Here is a 14,092-nt window from a genome sequence, read left to right as displayed (position 1 = left end):
TGTTACAAATTTTCTTGCAGCTAGTAGCTTTCGCTACTTGCAATGACTCGTAGCGTTCGCTACTATTCGCTCCATCGCATCCGAACCGGAGCAACACCGTGAACGCGAACAAGGCGAAGCGCAAAGCAGCCCACCGTTCCCTTGATGGTCACGTCCGGTTCGTCGTTGCGACGGAGAAATCGATTGAAGTGCTGGATCTGCGTGCGGTAGCAACGCGCGGCGCCCGAGTCGATTTCATCGCAGCCTACTCCGGCGGCAAGTGCGTCACGCCGCGCAAGCATTGAACTGGGAACTGTGATGTCGAGCGTACAAAAAGAAGCTGCCGCGACGTCGCGCGCTACTCGCGCTGCGAAGTCCATCTTCCGGATCACGCGCAACGTGCTTGCGGTGATGGGCGTGATCTTCGCCTACCTGCTCTATACGGGCTGGCAGCAGTACGAAGATCGCGCCGCCAGCGGCGATACATCGTGCACGCTCACTCATTGCGTGTGAGAACGGCCATGCGATTTTGGACGTGCACCCTCATGAAACGCGCAGTGGCGTGTTCCAGCGTTATGACGGACGACTTCGGCGATGTAGTCGCAGTTGTTTCTGATATCAACTCGGAACGCCTCGAAGGTCTCTTCGACCGCCTCATTGTTATCGATCGCTCGACGTATCTCTCGCTGGCGCGGGCAAGCACGCGGGAGGACGAATAACATGCGTCCCACTCCCACCCGTCTCCCCGACGATCTGCTCGCGCCAGCATGCCGCACGCTCGGCGTCGAGGGATCCGCCGACGAAGCGCTGCTCAATCCCGCTGTGCGCGCCGCCGTGCAGGCCGCGGTGCGCGCGCAAATCGTCGGCCGCCCGCAGCGCCGAACCGGCCGCTTCACCCAGCCGCGCGCCGTTCCCACTCAAGCGTCCCTCGGTTTCGACGAGCAGTGCGTCGACATCAAGCGCCGCGCCGCCAATGACATCGACGAGGACTGACCATGTACGTCTCAGTGGAAATCGACGCCGACGACGTCCTTCGTCAAATGGACACCGACGAACTCATCACCGAGGTCGAGAAGCGCAACCGTAAGACCGAAGGGCCGAGCGACGTGTCTGTCCAGCAGATCTTCGACGCCTTCTACCTCGGCAACGAGGCAGCCGCCCTCGCGCTTACGAAGGCCTATATCCAAGCCATCACCGGTCGGGTGCTCCCATGAATACGCTCGGCTACATAGGCTCTGCCCTCGTCGCGTTCGGCTCCGTCGCCTGGACGCTCACCACGGTGGCGGGTCGTTTCGACCGCGCCTTCGACATCGATTCTGAACTGCCCGCCCCCGCGAATGATGATCGGGCTCATCCGGAGGCGCGGTCGCGGCGCGTCTCCGGCATAGGACGCTCCATGAGCATGCTCCTTCAACGTGGCACGCCCGCTGTGCCCGTGCGCCTCCGCGCGTTGCCGACGGCCGCGGTGCCGGTTGCTGAAACCGGAGTTCTCGACATCGCCGGTTGCCACTACTACAAGCGCTGCTTTATCTGCGGTGAGCAGCTCGGCCAGTACAAGGCATTTGTCCTGCGCCCGGCGGCCGCCGTCAGCCGTGTTTGCGTTGTGCCGCCGGCGCACCAGGACTGCGCGAAGTTCAAAGCAGCGAATCTCGCTGCGCGTCCGGACGCTGGTGTGGTCATGGTGTGGGTGACTCGCATCTATGAGCTGCTCCCGAACGACGACATCGTTCAGGTGCGCCTCGGCGATGCCGAGCAGGTCTTCTGGTACCGCGAAAGCCGCTGCGCGACACGCGACGAGGTGCGCTCGAGCTTCGAGGATGCGCTGCCAGCGCTGTACGACCGTGCTCACGAAATCGGCGAAGGCGCGGTGCTCGAGCTGGACACCATGGTGGCGCGCGCGACGCGCTTCTTCCCGAAGCACAGCGCAGCTGCACACATCGGGTGATAGCGATGAAAAACGTCCCTCACCCGAACATGTTCCCGGTCGGCGCCGGCGCGCCGACGAGCGAAGCACCGGCCACCACCGACGCTGATGTTGGCGGCATTGCCGCGACGCCAGCTCCGGCCGATCCGTGGGCAAACCCGATATCTGCGCTCCAGAAGCGCGGCGATAAGCCCTACATCCCCGCCGGCAAGACCCGCGCGGATAAGGTGATGAGCTATCTGCGCGAGAACGGACCTGCTGACGGCGCGACGCTTTGCAAGGCCTTGGGCATCACTTCCACCGGCGGGATCTCGCCGTACATCGCCGGGGCGCTGAAAGACGGGCGCATCGTGCGCGCCGATGGGAAATATTCGCTTGGCGCAACGGCGCCGGCAGCCGCGGCCGGTGCCGAGGCTTCACCCCCGACTCCCGCGCCGGCGCCGACGCCAGCGCCGGATCTGGCTGCGGTCAAAGCCGAGTTGCCAGCGATAGCCCACTTCGAGGCTGCTACCTCGATCGTCGCGCGTAAGCCGAAGGCACAGCGCCAGGCAGCGCCCGCGCCGACTCCGTCGCCGTCCGTAGAGGCGGAGCCAGCGAAATCGGCTGGCCGCAAGCCAGAGTTCGTTGTGTTCGTCGGCGACATACAGCTGCTGTCGTGGCCGGCAGGCGACATCACGATCCAAACGGAAGCATGCGCCGTCGACCTGAAGCCCGAGCACTTCCGCGCGCTCATGACGCTGGTCGAGCTGCGCAAATGATTTTTCAGTGGTCTCTCGTCGGCTGACGTCCCCCGGACGGCGAGCTTGGGGGCGGCTCTCACAGCGCCCGCTTTTTTCAGGATTGGACATGCGGCGACGCAGGCACACACCGACTCTCTGGCAGCTGCTCGCGGATCTGCAGGCAAACAGTATTTCGCTTCGCGAAGCTTATCGATTGACCCGCGCGCACATGCGCGCCGCCGAGCGTCGGCGATCGACGCACAAACCGAAGGGGCTCAAGCCATGAAAACCATCTTCATCTTCAATTATTCGCTGCCCACCGACGAATATCGCGCGGTTATGGCTCTCGGCGAAGACGGTCAGTGCGTCGCCCTCATCAAGTTCGACGCCTTCACTTATCCCCATCGGCAATTCGCGATGGGCTCCATGCACTCGTTCCATGAGGACGACACCGACATCTCGCGACCGGTGCAGGCAACCCGCGCGGCCGTGCTGGGCCGCTATGACGAAGTTTTCGGCGCCGCGAACTGGATGCCACTGTGGCTCGATGAGCCGAGTGCGAACCCGGACTGCTACGCCGCCCTGCGTCGCATGCGTGAACTGAACCGGCCGCCCGTCGGCGTGCGCGTCGGGTTCAGCCCTCAGGCGCTCGCCGGCATTCTCGGCGCGATCTTCGGCGCCTCCGACGCAACCCCGCGCACCACGCACTGATCGCCATGATGACCACCCAAGACTCGTCCGTCGCTATTCTGCCGATCGCATCGATCCGCCGATCCCCCACGAACCCGCGCAAGCGCTTCTCGGAGTCGGCGCACGCGGAGATGACCGCGAGCGTGCGCAAGCACGGCGTCATGCAGCCGGTGCTCTTGCGCCCATGGCCTGACGAGCCGGGCCTGTTCGAGCTCGTGGCCGGCGAGCGCCGCTACCGCGCCGCCGAGGCTGCGGGGCTCACCGAATTACCCGCCCTGGTGAAGGATCTCAGCGACGATGAAGTGCTGCACATCCAGATCATCGAGAACCTGCAGCGTAAAGATCTGCATCCGCTCGAAGAGGCTGACGGCTACAAGGTCCTGGCGGATCGCGGGCACACGCTCGAGCAGATCGCGGAGGAAGTCAGCCAGACGCGCTCGTACGTCGCGCAGCGTCTCAAGCTTTGCAGCCTGAACGCATCGTCGCGCAAGCTGTTCTTCGACGAGTTGCTCAACGCGAAAACGGCCCTGATCATCGCGCGCCTGCCCATCGAGCTGCAGGACAAGGCAGCGAAGGAAATCACGGCGAAGCGCTGGAACGGCGAGCAAATGTCTGCACGCGAGGTTTCCGAGCACGTGCAAGAACACTACATGCTGCGTCTCGACCAGGCCCCTTTCAAGACGTCGGACGCCGAACTGGTGGCGAGTGCCGGCGCATGCGGGCCATGCCCGAAACGCACCGGCAATCAGGTTGATCTGTTCGGCGACGTGAAGAGCAAAGAGATATGCACCGACCCGACGTGCTTCGAAAAGAAAAAAGCCGCCGCGGCGAAGCAAAAGCGTGAAGAGGCTGAGGCCGCCGGCCGCACGGTCATCACTGGCAAGCAGGCCAAACAGGTCAAACCGTATGAATACGGCGAGCTGAATGGCGGCTACGTGGATCTCGATAAGCGCTGCTACGACGATCCTAAGCAGCGTACCTATCGCCAGATCCTCGGCGCGAAAGGCGTGAAATCCGCAGCGTTGCTCGAAGATCCACACGGCGGGAAGCTCGTCGACGTCATGCAGAAGTCCGATCTGAAAAAGGCTCTCGCTGATAAGGGGATTGAGGCGCGCAGCACGGGCTCGGCCAATCCGAGCCAGTCAGCGGAAAACGCCAAAAAGAAGGCGGCAGACGCATATCGCGGCGAGCTCTTCCGTAGGGTGCGCGAGAAGCATCTCCCGGCCGGTGGTCTGGACAACTTCGATTTGAAGATCGTTGCCGTTACGTTCTATCGGCGGCTTTGGAGCGAAAACCAGAAGCGAATCACGAAACTGTACGACTGGGGTTCGAAGCCAATCAGCGAGGCCGACTTCGCGAAGAAGGTCGACGAACTCGAGAGCAACGAGCCGGAACTGCTCGGCCGTCTCGTGATGGATATCGCGCTGATCGACGAATCGGTCGTGCCGGGATACGCCACCTCGTCGAAGCCCGAGCTGCTCGAGGCGCTCGCGCGCGTACGCGGCATCGATCCCGCTGCGATCAAGAAGGAACTGGATGCCGCGAAGCCTAAGGCCAAGCCGCCGGCGAAGAAGGCTGCTGCGAAAAAAGCGGCGGTCGAACAGCCACCCGTGGCGAAACCTTCTCCGCGCACGACGACGTCGAAGAAATTTGCCGTGAAGAAGGTTCCCGCAAAGAAAGCGGTGGCCACGCCGAAATCGATCAACAGCGATGAGGCAAAGGTCGCGTGGCCCTTCCCGTCCGGCAGCCGCCCATGAACAAGCAACTGATCGAGCTGGCGCGCGCCGCGGGCCTCACGGTCGTTCTGAACGGTCGCATCGGCCGCGAGGAATACCACAGCGTCTCAGGCCCGATCAGCGCGCTCGAGCGTTTCGCTGAAGCGTATCGCGCCGCGGCCGAGCTGCGCGTCGACGAAACGAAGCAAGACTGAATTTGCAGTACCGGGCGCGGCCGGACCACCGCGCAAACCAACCTGAGGAAGACCATGAAGCGCATCACCATCGCAATCGCAGCAGCTTTCGCACTCGCCGCAGCACCGGCGGCTTTCGCCACGAACGGCAATGGCAATTCCGGCAGCAACACGTATTCGTCCAGCGGCGGCTTCGGCTCGTCGTCCAACACCTCCGGCGGCTCGCAGGCTGAAGCCGGCCAGAACGGCAATGGCTATTCGTCGCAGTGGAGCAGCTCGGCGGGTGGCGGCTATGCAATCGGCGGCACGGCGATCGGATCCGGCGCCGTCGGCGGTTACGGCTTCAGCGCCGCTGGCGGCCTGTCGGCGTCGGGCAGCTACACGGCCAGCACGTCGAACGCCGCTGCCGGCGGATACACGAGCGGTTCGGGCTATGGCTCGAGCAAGTCAGGTGTCGGCACCGACGTGGGCGGCTACGGCTACACCAACCTCGCCGGCAGCTATTCCTTCAGCCACTAAGCAAAAAAAGGCCTTCGATACCGCAAATATCGAAGGCCCGAACCACACACACCTTGGGGGTGTAACGATGAAAACGAAATTCGCCGTCGCGCTGATTCTAACACTGGGAGTCATAGGGCATGCACAAGCCCAATCGTCATCTTCGGCGACGCAATCCAGCGCGTCGACCTCCACTGCACAGGGCACGATCCAGTTCTCGCAGACGCCGGAGCATACGAGCGAGACCGTTCGGAACGTTTCGGCACCGGTACTGGGGGCTTACGCGTCTTCTTTCTCGCAGATGAACTGCGGGCAGACGACGCAGGCCGGCGTCGCGTTTGCCGGCTTCTCGGCCGCGGCCGGATCGAGCAACAGCTTGCTCGACTGCAAGCTCGAGGTGGCGGCCGCCGAAACCGTGCGCCAGTCCACGGTCACCGACGACCAGGCCGTTAAGGCAAACCTGCAGAAGGCCGCGGTGCTGATTCGCTGCCAGGTGAGCAAGGAAGTCTACGACGCATATCGCGCCGCCGGCTTCGACTGTTCGCTGAAACCGGCCGAACTGGTGTCGCGCACTGACACGCAGCCCGCTAACTACCGAGTGGCAGGCAACTGATGAAAGGCATACCGCGCCGCCGCGATGCGTTTCTCGACGCGGCGCGCGTATATGCCGGCTCGCGGATTCCGACGCACAACGCGACGCACGAGCTCTGCGTCCAGCTCGTCGAAATGCTCGCGCACGATCGCGGCGAGCGAGTCGTCCTGCAGGTTGGCCCTGTGGTCATCGCACGCGACGGTTCGAGCGCCATTTTGAGTGGGACGTCGCGCTGAATCTCTCAGCAGCGCGGCGTGTGTTTGGCCGGGCTTCGGCCCGGTCCTTTTTAGGAGTTTTCATGGCCCCGCAGCCGAACAAAGAGCAGGTCTACGACGAGCAGATCAATCCTTTGATGGCTCAGATCATCGAGATTTGTCGCGCGCACAAGATCGCGTTCGTGGCGTCGTTCTCCATTGCGACCGCTGAGGATCCGGATCTCGCATGCAGCAGCGCCATGCTCGCTCCCGAGTTCGACCCGCCGAAACGCTTCGTCGAAGCATGGAACGTCTTGCATCAGGGGCGCCGCTCCCTTGCACCGCCCCTGATGCTGCGCACCGAGAATGCCGACGGCTCTACGACACTGACCGCGATTATCGGCTAACGCCCATGCCTTGCACGCCCTTCCGACTGCCCGGCGGCGTCTCTGGAATCGTCTGCACGCGCGGCCGCAAGAGCAGCCGTCGTTGCTCAGTGGCCGGTTGCAACGCGCCGAGCGGCTTCCAGTGCGATTACCCGGTCAAGCCCGGCAAGACGTGCGACCGGCACCTATGTGTAACGCACGCGCGGGAAATCGGCACTGACATGCACCGCTGTCCAGAGCACGTCGACGCAGCGGCACAGACTGACCTATTTGAGGAGCACAAGTGAAACGACCCCGCATTCTTCTCGCCCTTGCCGTGGCATGCGTATCCGCGTTGTCCGGTTGCAATGATGCTGATGTGGCATCGAGAAATCTAAGCACGGCGGCCGACAACTTCCAGATCACGCGTCGAATCGTGTTCTACAACACGCAGTCCGACACATACGTGCTCACCATCGAGGGTCTGTGCTCGCTCGGCAATGCGGATAGGAACGGCGAATTGTCCGTGACCTGCAAAGTAGGCCCGAACGCGTACAAGAAACACTTCCTTGGGCTCTCGCGCAACGTCACCTACCTGGTGGAACAGATGGATCCAGCCCAGGTCAGCCCGTACCACTACAAAGTGGTGTTCAAGCCGGCCCAGATCGTTCCTGACCTCGAAGTGAAATGAGGCCCCGGTCCATGAACTCCAATACACGAGACTCTGATGCGATGCGCGAATACGACGAGCGTGACCCCATCGACCGCGCAATCGACGCTTTTCACGAAGTCCATCCGCTCGCCGGCAATGAGCCGATGGATTGGCCCGCGCGCTTCATGGAAGACGTGCGGATTGCGCTCAAGGCCGCCATTGCCGTCGCCACCACGGCGACAGATGCGGAGCCGGCCGCCTATCTCGTGCGCGGCATCGACAGCCAGAACGAGGAATACGCGAGCGTCTGGATTAAGCGGCAAAACGCCGATGCGGCAGCAGCGGGCATCTTTCGCGCGACGATCACGCCGCTCGACGAGCGCCGCGCGGCAGCACCGCAGGCAAATTTGACTGACGAGCAGCGCGAAGCGATTCAGACCGCGATCAACCTGTTACCGGATGAATACCCGCAGACCGCCCGAAATCTGCGCGCCCTACTCGCCGAGCAATCCGCCGCTCCGAAGGAGACGGTTACGCAGAAGCGCGACGATACAGGCCGTCTGACTTCGGACTACGAGCCGACGCCATATGAAATCAAGGTGGCGCGCGAAGCAATCTGCCGGGAGTTCGGTAACAACGGTACCGATGGTTATTACATGCGTATCCTCAAGGCCATCCACGGCGCGTCTCCCCTTCCGCGCGCCAGCGAGCAAGCAGACGAGCGCCCAGACCCAAACGACATTCAGGGCTGGGCCGTCACAGTCAATGTGAACGCACGAGACATTCTCACGATCGGCCACAACAGCCTCAGTGGGATCGACAACATCGAGGACTTTGCACCCGTCGTTCGCAACTGCGCTGAGCACTTGCTCTCGTTCATTGGCGCCGACCACCAAGGCACAGATGGTCACTTGACGAGGGACGCCGCGCGTTACCGCTGGCTACGCAAACATCGCCTGTTCCCCCCAACCTCGACGTTCCTCAACGCGGTCGAGCTCGACGCCGCCATCGATGCCGCGCGGAAAGGAGACGATCATGCCGACGTTTAAGCGCATTTGCGTGATGGTCGCCGCTCTGTGTCCGCTCCTCGTCCATGCCCAAAAAACCGCGCCGAACACGCGCATCGATCCTGCAGATCAGTCGATCACGTATGCGGTAACCGGGCTCGACCCCTATCTCGAAATCAGCGGGGACTACACGCTGCTGAACGTGACGCCGGCGAACATCCCTCAGAAGTTGGTGATGGTGCAGGTGGTGTGCACAGACTCTCCAAACGTGTCGACTGGCGGTCACGAAGGGCACTACGTTACCTGGGTGATCTGCAAAGGCGGCAAGCGATGACTGTCTACGTCGACGACATGCGCGCGAAGTTCGGCCGCATGGTGATGTGCCACATGATCGCGGACACCGACGACGAGCTGCATGCGACGGCTGAACGCATCGGCGTCGCGCGCAAATGGCACCAGGCTCCGCCGAAGCACGACAGCCATTACGACATTGCTCTCAGCAAACGCGCCGCCGCGGTCGCCGCAGGCGCGGTCGAAATCACTTGGCGCCAGACCGGCGCCATGGTGATGCGCCGGCGTATCACCGGCCAGCTTGGTTCGCATGCCGACGCGATTGATTGGCAAGTAAAGCACTTCGCTGCACGCCGCGAAGGAAATCTGCAAGGACAAACCACGTGAGCGCGAGCAGTCTACGAAAAGCTGTCGCTGCCGAGCGTAACAACGTCAACCGTCGGGTGTGCTCGGCACATCCGGTAAGCAGCTGCCCGGATACGGTCGATATTGGCCAAGAAAGCCTCTTCACGAGTTCCGTTGCCGAGCAGCGCGAGCGCCGTCCCAGAAATTCGACCCTTTCGCGGCCGGTCGCCATCCAAGATCCGGAAGGACAGAAAGTCTCCGGTTGTCGGCGTCTCGGGCGCAGAGATATCAAACGGTTCGTCCATAGCGGCCTCGTATTGTCCGAAAGGAAAATCGTAGCATGAGCGAGAACAGCAAAATCGAGTGGACCGACCACACGTTTAACCCGTGGGAGGGCTGCCAGAAGGTCGGCCCGGGGTGCGATCACTGCTATGCCGAGGCACGCAACTCGCGCTTCGCCGGCGGCACCCCGATCAACTGGGGGCCCGGCGCACCGCGCCGCCGCACTTCCGCAGTGAACTGGCGCAAGCCGTTGCAGTGGAACGCTGGGCATGCGGAGTTCTTCGCCGCCCATGGGCGCCGGCAGCGTGTGTTTTGTGCGTCGCTCGCCGACGTCTTCGACAACGCCGTCCCGAATGCTTGGCGCGCTGACCTGTTCGACCTGATATGGAACACCCCGCACATCGATTGGCTGCTGCTGACAAAACGCATTGGCAACGCTGGGCCAATGATCGGTCGGGCGCTCGAGCTCGCCGGCCGCGGTGTCAATACGCCGTGGCCGTGGTCGAACGTCTGGCTTGGCGCGACGATCGTCAATCAGGAAGAGGCTGATCGCGACATCCCAAAGCTGCTCGCCACGCCGGCGCGCGTGCGATTTCTTTCGATGGAGCCTTTGCTCGGGCCGGTCGATCTGAATCACGACTGGCTCAGCGGCGAGTACTTTGGGCACGCCGATGATTGCGGCGATGACCTCTGCGCGCTGAATGGCGACATCCACTCGTGCGCTGGGCAGCTATTTCCTCAGCCTCGCGTCGACTGGGTAATCGTCGGCGGCGACGCGCGGCCAATGCGTCCATCGTGGCCACGTGCGCTCCGCGATCAGTGCGCAGCTGCACGCGTCCCGTTCTTGTTCAAGCAGTGGGGTGAATGGCTGCCCGATGACCAAAACCCTGCCATGACCGGCCCGCGTGACCTGAGCGGCGCGATTCGCATCGGCAAGCGCGCGGCCGGTCGCAAGCTCGACGGCCGCACGCACGACGAATTTCCGGAGGTCGCGTGAAAGAGCGCCCCATTCTCATGTCCGGTGCGATGGTGCGCGCGACTCTGCGCGACGTCTATCCCAAGACACAGACGCGGCGTCTCGTGAAACTGCCCCACAACAATCCACTCGGGCAATGGGAGCCGATGACATTCGGCGGCCCCAATGGCGGTCGAACGTCGGCCGGCGCGGCCGTGCCGCTCCAAGGGGGCGTCTGGCACACCCGCACTGGTGAATGCCTCGCGAGCCCACACGGTCAGCCGGGCGACCGCCTGTGGGTCCGCGAGGCTTGGCGATACGACGGCTGGTGCCCGAGCCAATACCGAAACATGGCGCAGGGCGCGATGGCCGTGGGAATTCGATACGCCGCCGATGACGCGATGATCGATCACCGGGTCGAGGACTTCTCGTGCGACAAACACATGAGCCTTCGCCCGTCCATCCACATGCCTCGGTGGGCGTCGCGCCTCACGCTGGAAATCACCGACGTGCGCGCCGAGCGCCTGCAGGACATAAGCGAGCAGGACGCGGCATCGGAAGGTGTCGAGAGCCTGCGCAATGAAGGTGAGCTGTGGAAGGACTACCTGCGGTCGACAGCTCACTGCGACGAGTTGCTCTGCCTGAGCGCGCGCGAATCGTTCCGCACGCTGTGGGACAAGCTCGCAGCGCCGGACGCTGATTGGCAAACGAATCCGTGGGTCTGGGTCATTGAATTCAAGCGGGTAATGCCATGAGCAATACGAAAACTGTCGCGGATGCACTGCCAGACGAGATTGCGCGGGTGACGCGAATCCTCGGCTATTACGTCGAAATCGGTCCGGCCGGCGCGCTCGCCGCCACGTTCATTCGCGCGGATCTCGATCGTGCCACGCGCGCCGCCGCAAGCGGCGACGTCGTCGCCATGATTCAGGCGCTCGAAGCTCTGAAGGAATACAAGGAATGATTGCAGCCTATCCGCTCCAGTGGCCAGAAGGCTGGCCGCGCACGAAGTCCTACGCGCGAGCGCATGGGAAATTCAGCACTCGCCGCAGCAGCAGCTCGACGGCGCAAGACCTCTCGGTCTTCGACGGCGTCGAGCGCGTGCTGCTCGAACTGAGCCGACTCGGCGTCGGCCGCGACGATATCGTCATTTCGACGAACATCAAAACACGGCTTGACGGCCTGCCCCGCTCTGACCAGAAGGCGCCCGACGATCCCGGCGTCGCGGTCTATTGGGAGACGCGACGAGGCGGCCGCAAAGTTATGGCTGTCGATCGCTACACGAAGGTCGCCGACAACCTCGCAGCAGTCGCCGCGACGCTCGAGGCCATGCGCGCCATCGAGCGGCACGGCGGCGCACAGATCCTCGATCGCGCTTTCACCGGCTTCACCGCGCTGCCGGCAGCCGCCGCGCCGCGCACCTGGCGCGAAGTTATCGGCGTGCCGGCGTCAGTCCGTGACATGCCCTCTGTACGCATCGCCTTCCGGCGCCGCGCCGCCGAGCTGCATCCGGACAAGGGAGGTTCACATGCTGCCATGGTCGAGCTGAACCTCGCGTTCGCCGCGGCCGAGAAAGAGTTGAACGGTTGAAACAACGAAAGACGCACGGAGTAGTGAAATGAAGATCCGTCTGGATGAATGGCTCAAACGAGAGTTCGATCCCCCGCCGGCAATCCGCACAGCGCGGCTCTGGATCAACGCTGGGAAGATCTATCCGACGCCGGTCAAAATTGGCCGGTCATACTACGTGGAACAGAACGCCGTCTTCGACGACGGCACCGTTCGTCAGTCGCTCGCACAAAGGGTTCTCCAAAAGCATGGCCGCACGTCCTAGAATCCGCCGGCGCGCCAATTGGCCCGAGAATCTGCATGAGCCGCGCCCGGGCTATTACACCTGGCGCGACCCAATCAACAAAGAGACCCACGTCCTCGGCCGCATGCCCCTCGCGCAGGCGATGCACGAAGCCCGGGAGGCTAACCTCGCGCTTGTCAACCTGAAGCCGACGACGACGCTCATCGAGCGCCTCAACACGCCCAAGGAAACCGTCGCTGACCTGCTGCTGAAGATGCCGGCCGGGAAGGCCAAGCCCGAAACGATCCGCCATCGGAAATACGTCGACAACGCGATTCGCGAAGAGCTCGGCACGATTCGCTGCGCTGAGCTGACGACGAAGCACATTGCGGACATGCTGGAGAAGATCGAGGCCCGCGGCAAGATGCAATGGGCGGTGCACGTGCGCAGTCGCATGAAGGTGCTGTGCCGGCGCGGCAAAGCCCTCGGCTGGATGAAAGAGAATCCGGCGACGGACACCGAGCGCGCGACGGTCACCGTCAAGCGTCGCCGGTTGACGTTCGAAGAATTCCAGCGCATCTACGAGAAGGCACCTGAAGTCGCGCTTTGGTTGCAGAACGCGATGCTTCTGGCGCTGGTGTCAGGGCAGGACCGCTCAACCGTCGCGCGATGGGAGCACGGTTTCCAGAAGGACGGGTATGCCGTGCTGACGCGCGGTAAGACCGGCGTCCGGATCGCGATTCCGCTCGAGTTGCGTATGGAAAAGCTCGGCATGTCACTGGCCGATGTCATCGCGCGCTGCCGCGCTACGGGAATCGTCAGCAAGTACCTGATTCACCACATTCGCCCGAACGTCAACGCGCCGAAGGGCTCGGCCATAAAAATCAAGACGTTCACGGCAAAGTTCAAGGAGGCGCGCGAACTCGCTGGGATCACCGGTGACGATGCACCGACCTTCCATGAAATGCGAAGCCTTACGAAGCGTCTTTACATGGAACAAGGCAACGTCGACACGAAGGCTTTGCTCGGCCATATGACCGATGCCATCGCCGATCTCTACGCAAACTCGCGCGGTTTGGAGCCGGTGAAGGTGCGAATCACGGCTGGGTAGTTTTGAACAAGTTTTGAACACCTGTTAAACAACCCTTGCTGGACAAGGCTTTGCGGGCGACGGGAAATGTCGAAGCGGTACGGGCCCACGTCGAAACTCACGCTGCCAAAGCGCTCGGGATAGGCGCGCCGCAGCAGCGCGCCGACGCGTTCGCGGAACTCCGCCGGGCGAAGCGGCAGCGCAACGTAGTCGTCGGCGCCGTTGACGAACGCGCGCACCATGCTTTCCTCCGACGTCTCGCGCGACACGAAAATCACCGGCATGCGGTCTCCGCCGACAGCGCGTGCCGTCCGCAGCACCTCGGTGCCCGACAGGCGGGTGCCGTGCCAGTCCAGCACCAGCAGGTCGACCGTGGAACGCGCCAGCGCTTTCGACATGGTCAGGCCGTCGTCGTAGCTCGCGCAGGTGTGGCCGGCAGCCGTCAGGACTTTTTCGATCGACTGGCGCACGACGGGATCGCGTTGGAGTATGGCAATACGCATGGGATAGCTCTTTACAATGGCGTGGACGCGATTCTCGAAGGCCCACCGGCCCTATCCCATAGGATCAATCCTAATTTAGCGGCGGCTCAGACGAATCCGTTCGTCTAACGGCAACGGACTACAACCACTTACGCTTGGCTCACGCGCCGCTGTGCGACGTCGCAGAACGCCCGCCGTCGGCGCAACTTTTCCAATCTAATTAAGCACTTCCCGGAACGTCCGGCGCCGATCCTGTAAAATCGCGGGCTGGCTTCTTTCGTCATCGCGCCGCCCTACCCGGGACGGCGCGCCGGTGTTCCGCGCTC

The 14,092-nt window shown here is 62.9% G+C and carries 24 protein-coding genes and 1 pseudogene; 23 read left to right on the top strand and 2 right to left on the bottom strand.

Annotated elements, in window-relative coordinates:
- Positions 1-98 precede the first annotated feature (98 nt).
- The 17 genes from JNB89_RS04145 (at position 99) to JNB89_RS04065 (ending at position 9,207) form a co-directional block, all read left to right on the top strand.
- Entirely contained in the window at positions 99-284 is a 186-nt protein-coding gene (locus JNB89_RS04145; protein ID WP_220361370.1) for a hypothetical protein, read from the top strand.
- A gap of 13 nt (positions 285-297) precedes the next feature.
- Positions 298-492 (top strand): hypothetical protein, encoded by a 195-nt coding sequence (locus JNB89_RS04140; RefSeq protein WP_220361369.1) that lies wholly within the window; start codon positions 298-300, stop codon positions 490-492.
- A 32-nt stretch (positions 493-524) separates the two neighbouring features.
- Entirely contained in the window at positions 525-698 is a 174-nt protein-coding gene (locus tag JNB89_RS04135) for a hypothetical protein (protein ID WP_220361368.1), read from the top strand.
- A gap of 1 nt (position 699) precedes the next feature.
- The gene (locus JNB89_RS04130; protein ID WP_220361367.1) at positions 700-972 is read left to right on the top strand and encodes a hypothetical protein; all 273 of its coding nucleotides are present in this window, start codon (positions 700-702) and stop codon (positions 970-972) included.
- Positions 973-974: 2 nt separating this feature from the next.
- On the top strand, positions 975-1,193 hold the full coding sequence (locus tag JNB89_RS04125) for a hypothetical protein (protein WP_220361366.1): 219 nt from the start codon (positions 975-977) through the stop codon (positions 1,191-1,193).
- Positions 1,190-1,924: a hypothetical protein gene (locus JNB89_RS04120; protein ID WP_220361365.1), complete on the top strand. Its 735-nt coding sequence runs from the start codon at positions 1,190-1,192 to the stop codon at positions 1,922-1,924. The genes JNB89_RS04125 and JNB89_RS04120 overlap by 4 nt, the downstream gene beginning before the upstream one ends.
- A gap of 29 nt (positions 1,925-1,953) precedes the next feature.
- Positions 1,954-2,661 carry a hypothetical protein gene (locus tag JNB89_RS04115; RefSeq protein WP_220361364.1) on the top strand — a complete coding sequence of 236 codons (708 nt, stop codon included), beginning with the start codon at positions 1,954-1,956 and terminating at the stop codon, positions 2,659-2,661.
- Between the two features lie 243 nt (positions 2,662-2,904).
- A complete protein-coding gene (locus tag JNB89_RS04110; protein ID WP_220361363.1) occupies positions 2,905-3,333 on the top strand; it encodes a hypothetical protein in 429 nt (142 codons plus the stop codon).
- A gap of 5 nt (positions 3,334-3,338) precedes the next feature.
- Positions 3,339-5,069 carry a ParB/RepB/Spo0J family partition protein gene (locus JNB89_RS04105; protein WP_220361362.1) on the top strand — a complete coding sequence of 577 codons (1,731 nt, stop codon included), beginning with the start codon at positions 3,339-3,341 and terminating at the stop codon, positions 5,067-5,069.
- Positions 5,066-5,242, top strand: coding sequence for a hypothetical protein (locus JNB89_RS04100; RefSeq protein WP_220361361.1), 177 nt, complete (start codon positions 5,066-5,068; stop codon positions 5,240-5,242). The genes JNB89_RS04105 and JNB89_RS04100 overlap by 4 nt, the downstream gene beginning before the upstream one ends.
- A 54-nt stretch (positions 5,243-5,296) precedes the next feature.
- Complete coding sequence (locus JNB89_RS04095) at positions 5,297-5,740, top strand: hypothetical protein (protein WP_220361360.1); 444 nt, start codon at positions 5,297-5,299, stop codon at positions 5,738-5,740.
- 67 nt (positions 5,741-5,807) lie between these two features.
- On the top strand, positions 5,808-6,332 hold the full coding sequence (locus JNB89_RS04090) for a hypothetical protein (protein ID WP_220361359.1): 525 nt from the start codon (positions 5,808-5,810) through the stop codon (positions 6,330-6,332).
- Positions 6,333-6,609: 277 nt separating this feature from the next.
- Complete coding sequence (locus JNB89_RS04085; protein ID WP_220361358.1) at positions 6,610-6,912, top strand: hypothetical protein; 303 nt, start codon at positions 6,610-6,612, stop codon at positions 6,910-6,912.
- A gap of 337 nt (positions 6,913-7,249) precedes the next feature.
- Positions 7,250-7,561: a hypothetical protein gene (locus JNB89_RS04080; protein ID WP_346656188.1), complete on the top strand. Its 312-nt coding sequence runs from the start codon at positions 7,250-7,252 to the stop codon at positions 7,559-7,561.
- A gap of 11 nt (positions 7,562-7,572) precedes the next feature.
- Positions 7,573-8,571 carry a hypothetical protein gene (locus tag JNB89_RS04075; protein ID WP_220361356.1) on the top strand — a complete coding sequence of 333 codons (999 nt, stop codon included), beginning with the start codon at positions 7,573-7,575 and terminating at the stop codon, positions 8,569-8,571.
- A complete protein-coding gene (locus JNB89_RS04070) occupies positions 8,558-8,863 on the top strand; it encodes a hypothetical protein (RefSeq protein ID WP_220361355.1) in 306 nt (101 codons plus the stop codon). Before JNB89_RS04075 ends, JNB89_RS04070 begins: the two co-directional genes overlap by 14 nt.
- Positions 8,860-9,207 (top strand): DUF4031 domain-containing protein, encoded by a 348-nt coding sequence (locus tag JNB89_RS04065; RefSeq protein ID WP_220361354.1) that lies wholly within the window; start codon positions 8,860-8,862, stop codon positions 9,205-9,207. Before JNB89_RS04070 ends, JNB89_RS04065 begins: the two co-directional genes overlap by 4 nt.
- 11 nt (positions 9,208-9,218) lie before the next feature.
- Here JNB89_RS04065 and JNB89_RS04060 read toward each other — a convergent pair whose 3' ends face one another.
- Positions 9,219-9,470 (bottom strand): hypothetical protein, encoded by a 252-nt coding sequence (locus JNB89_RS04060; protein WP_220361353.1) that lies wholly within the window; start codon positions 9,468-9,470, stop codon positions 9,219-9,221.
- A 35-nt stretch (positions 9,471-9,505) separates the two neighbouring features.
- Here JNB89_RS04060 and JNB89_RS04055 point away from each other — a divergent pair, with 35 nt between their 5' ends.
- The 6 genes from JNB89_RS04055 (at position 9,506) to JNB89_RS04030 (ending at position 13,305) form a co-directional block, all read left to right on the top strand.
- Positions 9,506-10,444 (top strand): phage Gp37/Gp68 family protein, encoded by a 939-nt coding sequence (locus JNB89_RS04055; protein WP_220361352.1) that lies wholly within the window; start codon positions 9,506-9,508, stop codon positions 10,442-10,444.
- The gene (locus JNB89_RS04050) at positions 10,441-11,157 is read left to right on the top strand and encodes a hypothetical protein (protein WP_220361351.1); all 717 of its coding nucleotides are present in this window, start codon (positions 10,441-10,443) and stop codon (positions 11,155-11,157) included. Before JNB89_RS04055 ends, JNB89_RS04050 begins: the two co-directional genes overlap by 4 nt.
- Positions 11,154-11,366, top strand: coding sequence for a hypothetical protein (locus JNB89_RS04045; RefSeq protein WP_220361350.1), 213 nt, complete (start codon positions 11,154-11,156; stop codon positions 11,364-11,366). The genes JNB89_RS04050 and JNB89_RS04045 overlap by 4 nt, the downstream gene beginning before the upstream one ends.
- A gap of 137 nt (positions 11,367-11,503) precedes the next feature.
- Positions 11,504-11,992, top strand: a complete 489-nt coding sequence (locus JNB89_RS04040; RefSeq protein WP_220361349.1) for a hypothetical protein — start codon at positions 11,504-11,506, stop codon at positions 11,990-11,992.
- A gap of 28 nt (positions 11,993-12,020) precedes the next feature.
- On the top strand, positions 12,021-12,236 hold the full coding sequence (locus JNB89_RS04035) for an excisionase (protein ID WP_220361348.1): 216 nt from the start codon (positions 12,021-12,023) through the stop codon (positions 12,234-12,236).
- Positions 12,220-13,305 carry a phage integrase central domain-containing protein gene (locus JNB89_RS04030; RefSeq protein WP_220361347.1) on the top strand — a complete coding sequence of 362 codons (1,086 nt, stop codon included), beginning with the start codon at positions 12,220-12,222 and terminating at the stop codon, positions 13,303-13,305. Before JNB89_RS04035 ends, JNB89_RS04030 begins: the two co-directional genes overlap by 17 nt.
- A 56-nt stretch (positions 13,306-13,361) precedes the next feature.
- On the opposite strand, the pseudogene JNB89_RS04025 reads toward JNB89_RS04030, so the two are convergent.
- Positions 13,362-13,787 (bottom strand): annotated as a pseudogene (locus JNB89_RS04025) (response regulator transcription factor); the annotation flags it as partial.
- Positions 13,788-14,092 lie beyond the last annotated feature (305 nt).

Origin of the sequence: Paraburkholderia phenoliruptrix (assembly GCF_019511605.1) — a bacterium.
Taxonomy (GTDB): Bacteria; Pseudomonadota; Gammaproteobacteria; order Burkholderiales; family Burkholderiaceae; genus Paraburkholderia; species Paraburkholderia phenoliruptrix_A.
Note: the sequence above shows the minus strand (reverse complement) of the source record. Positions and strands in the feature narration are given on the sequence as shown.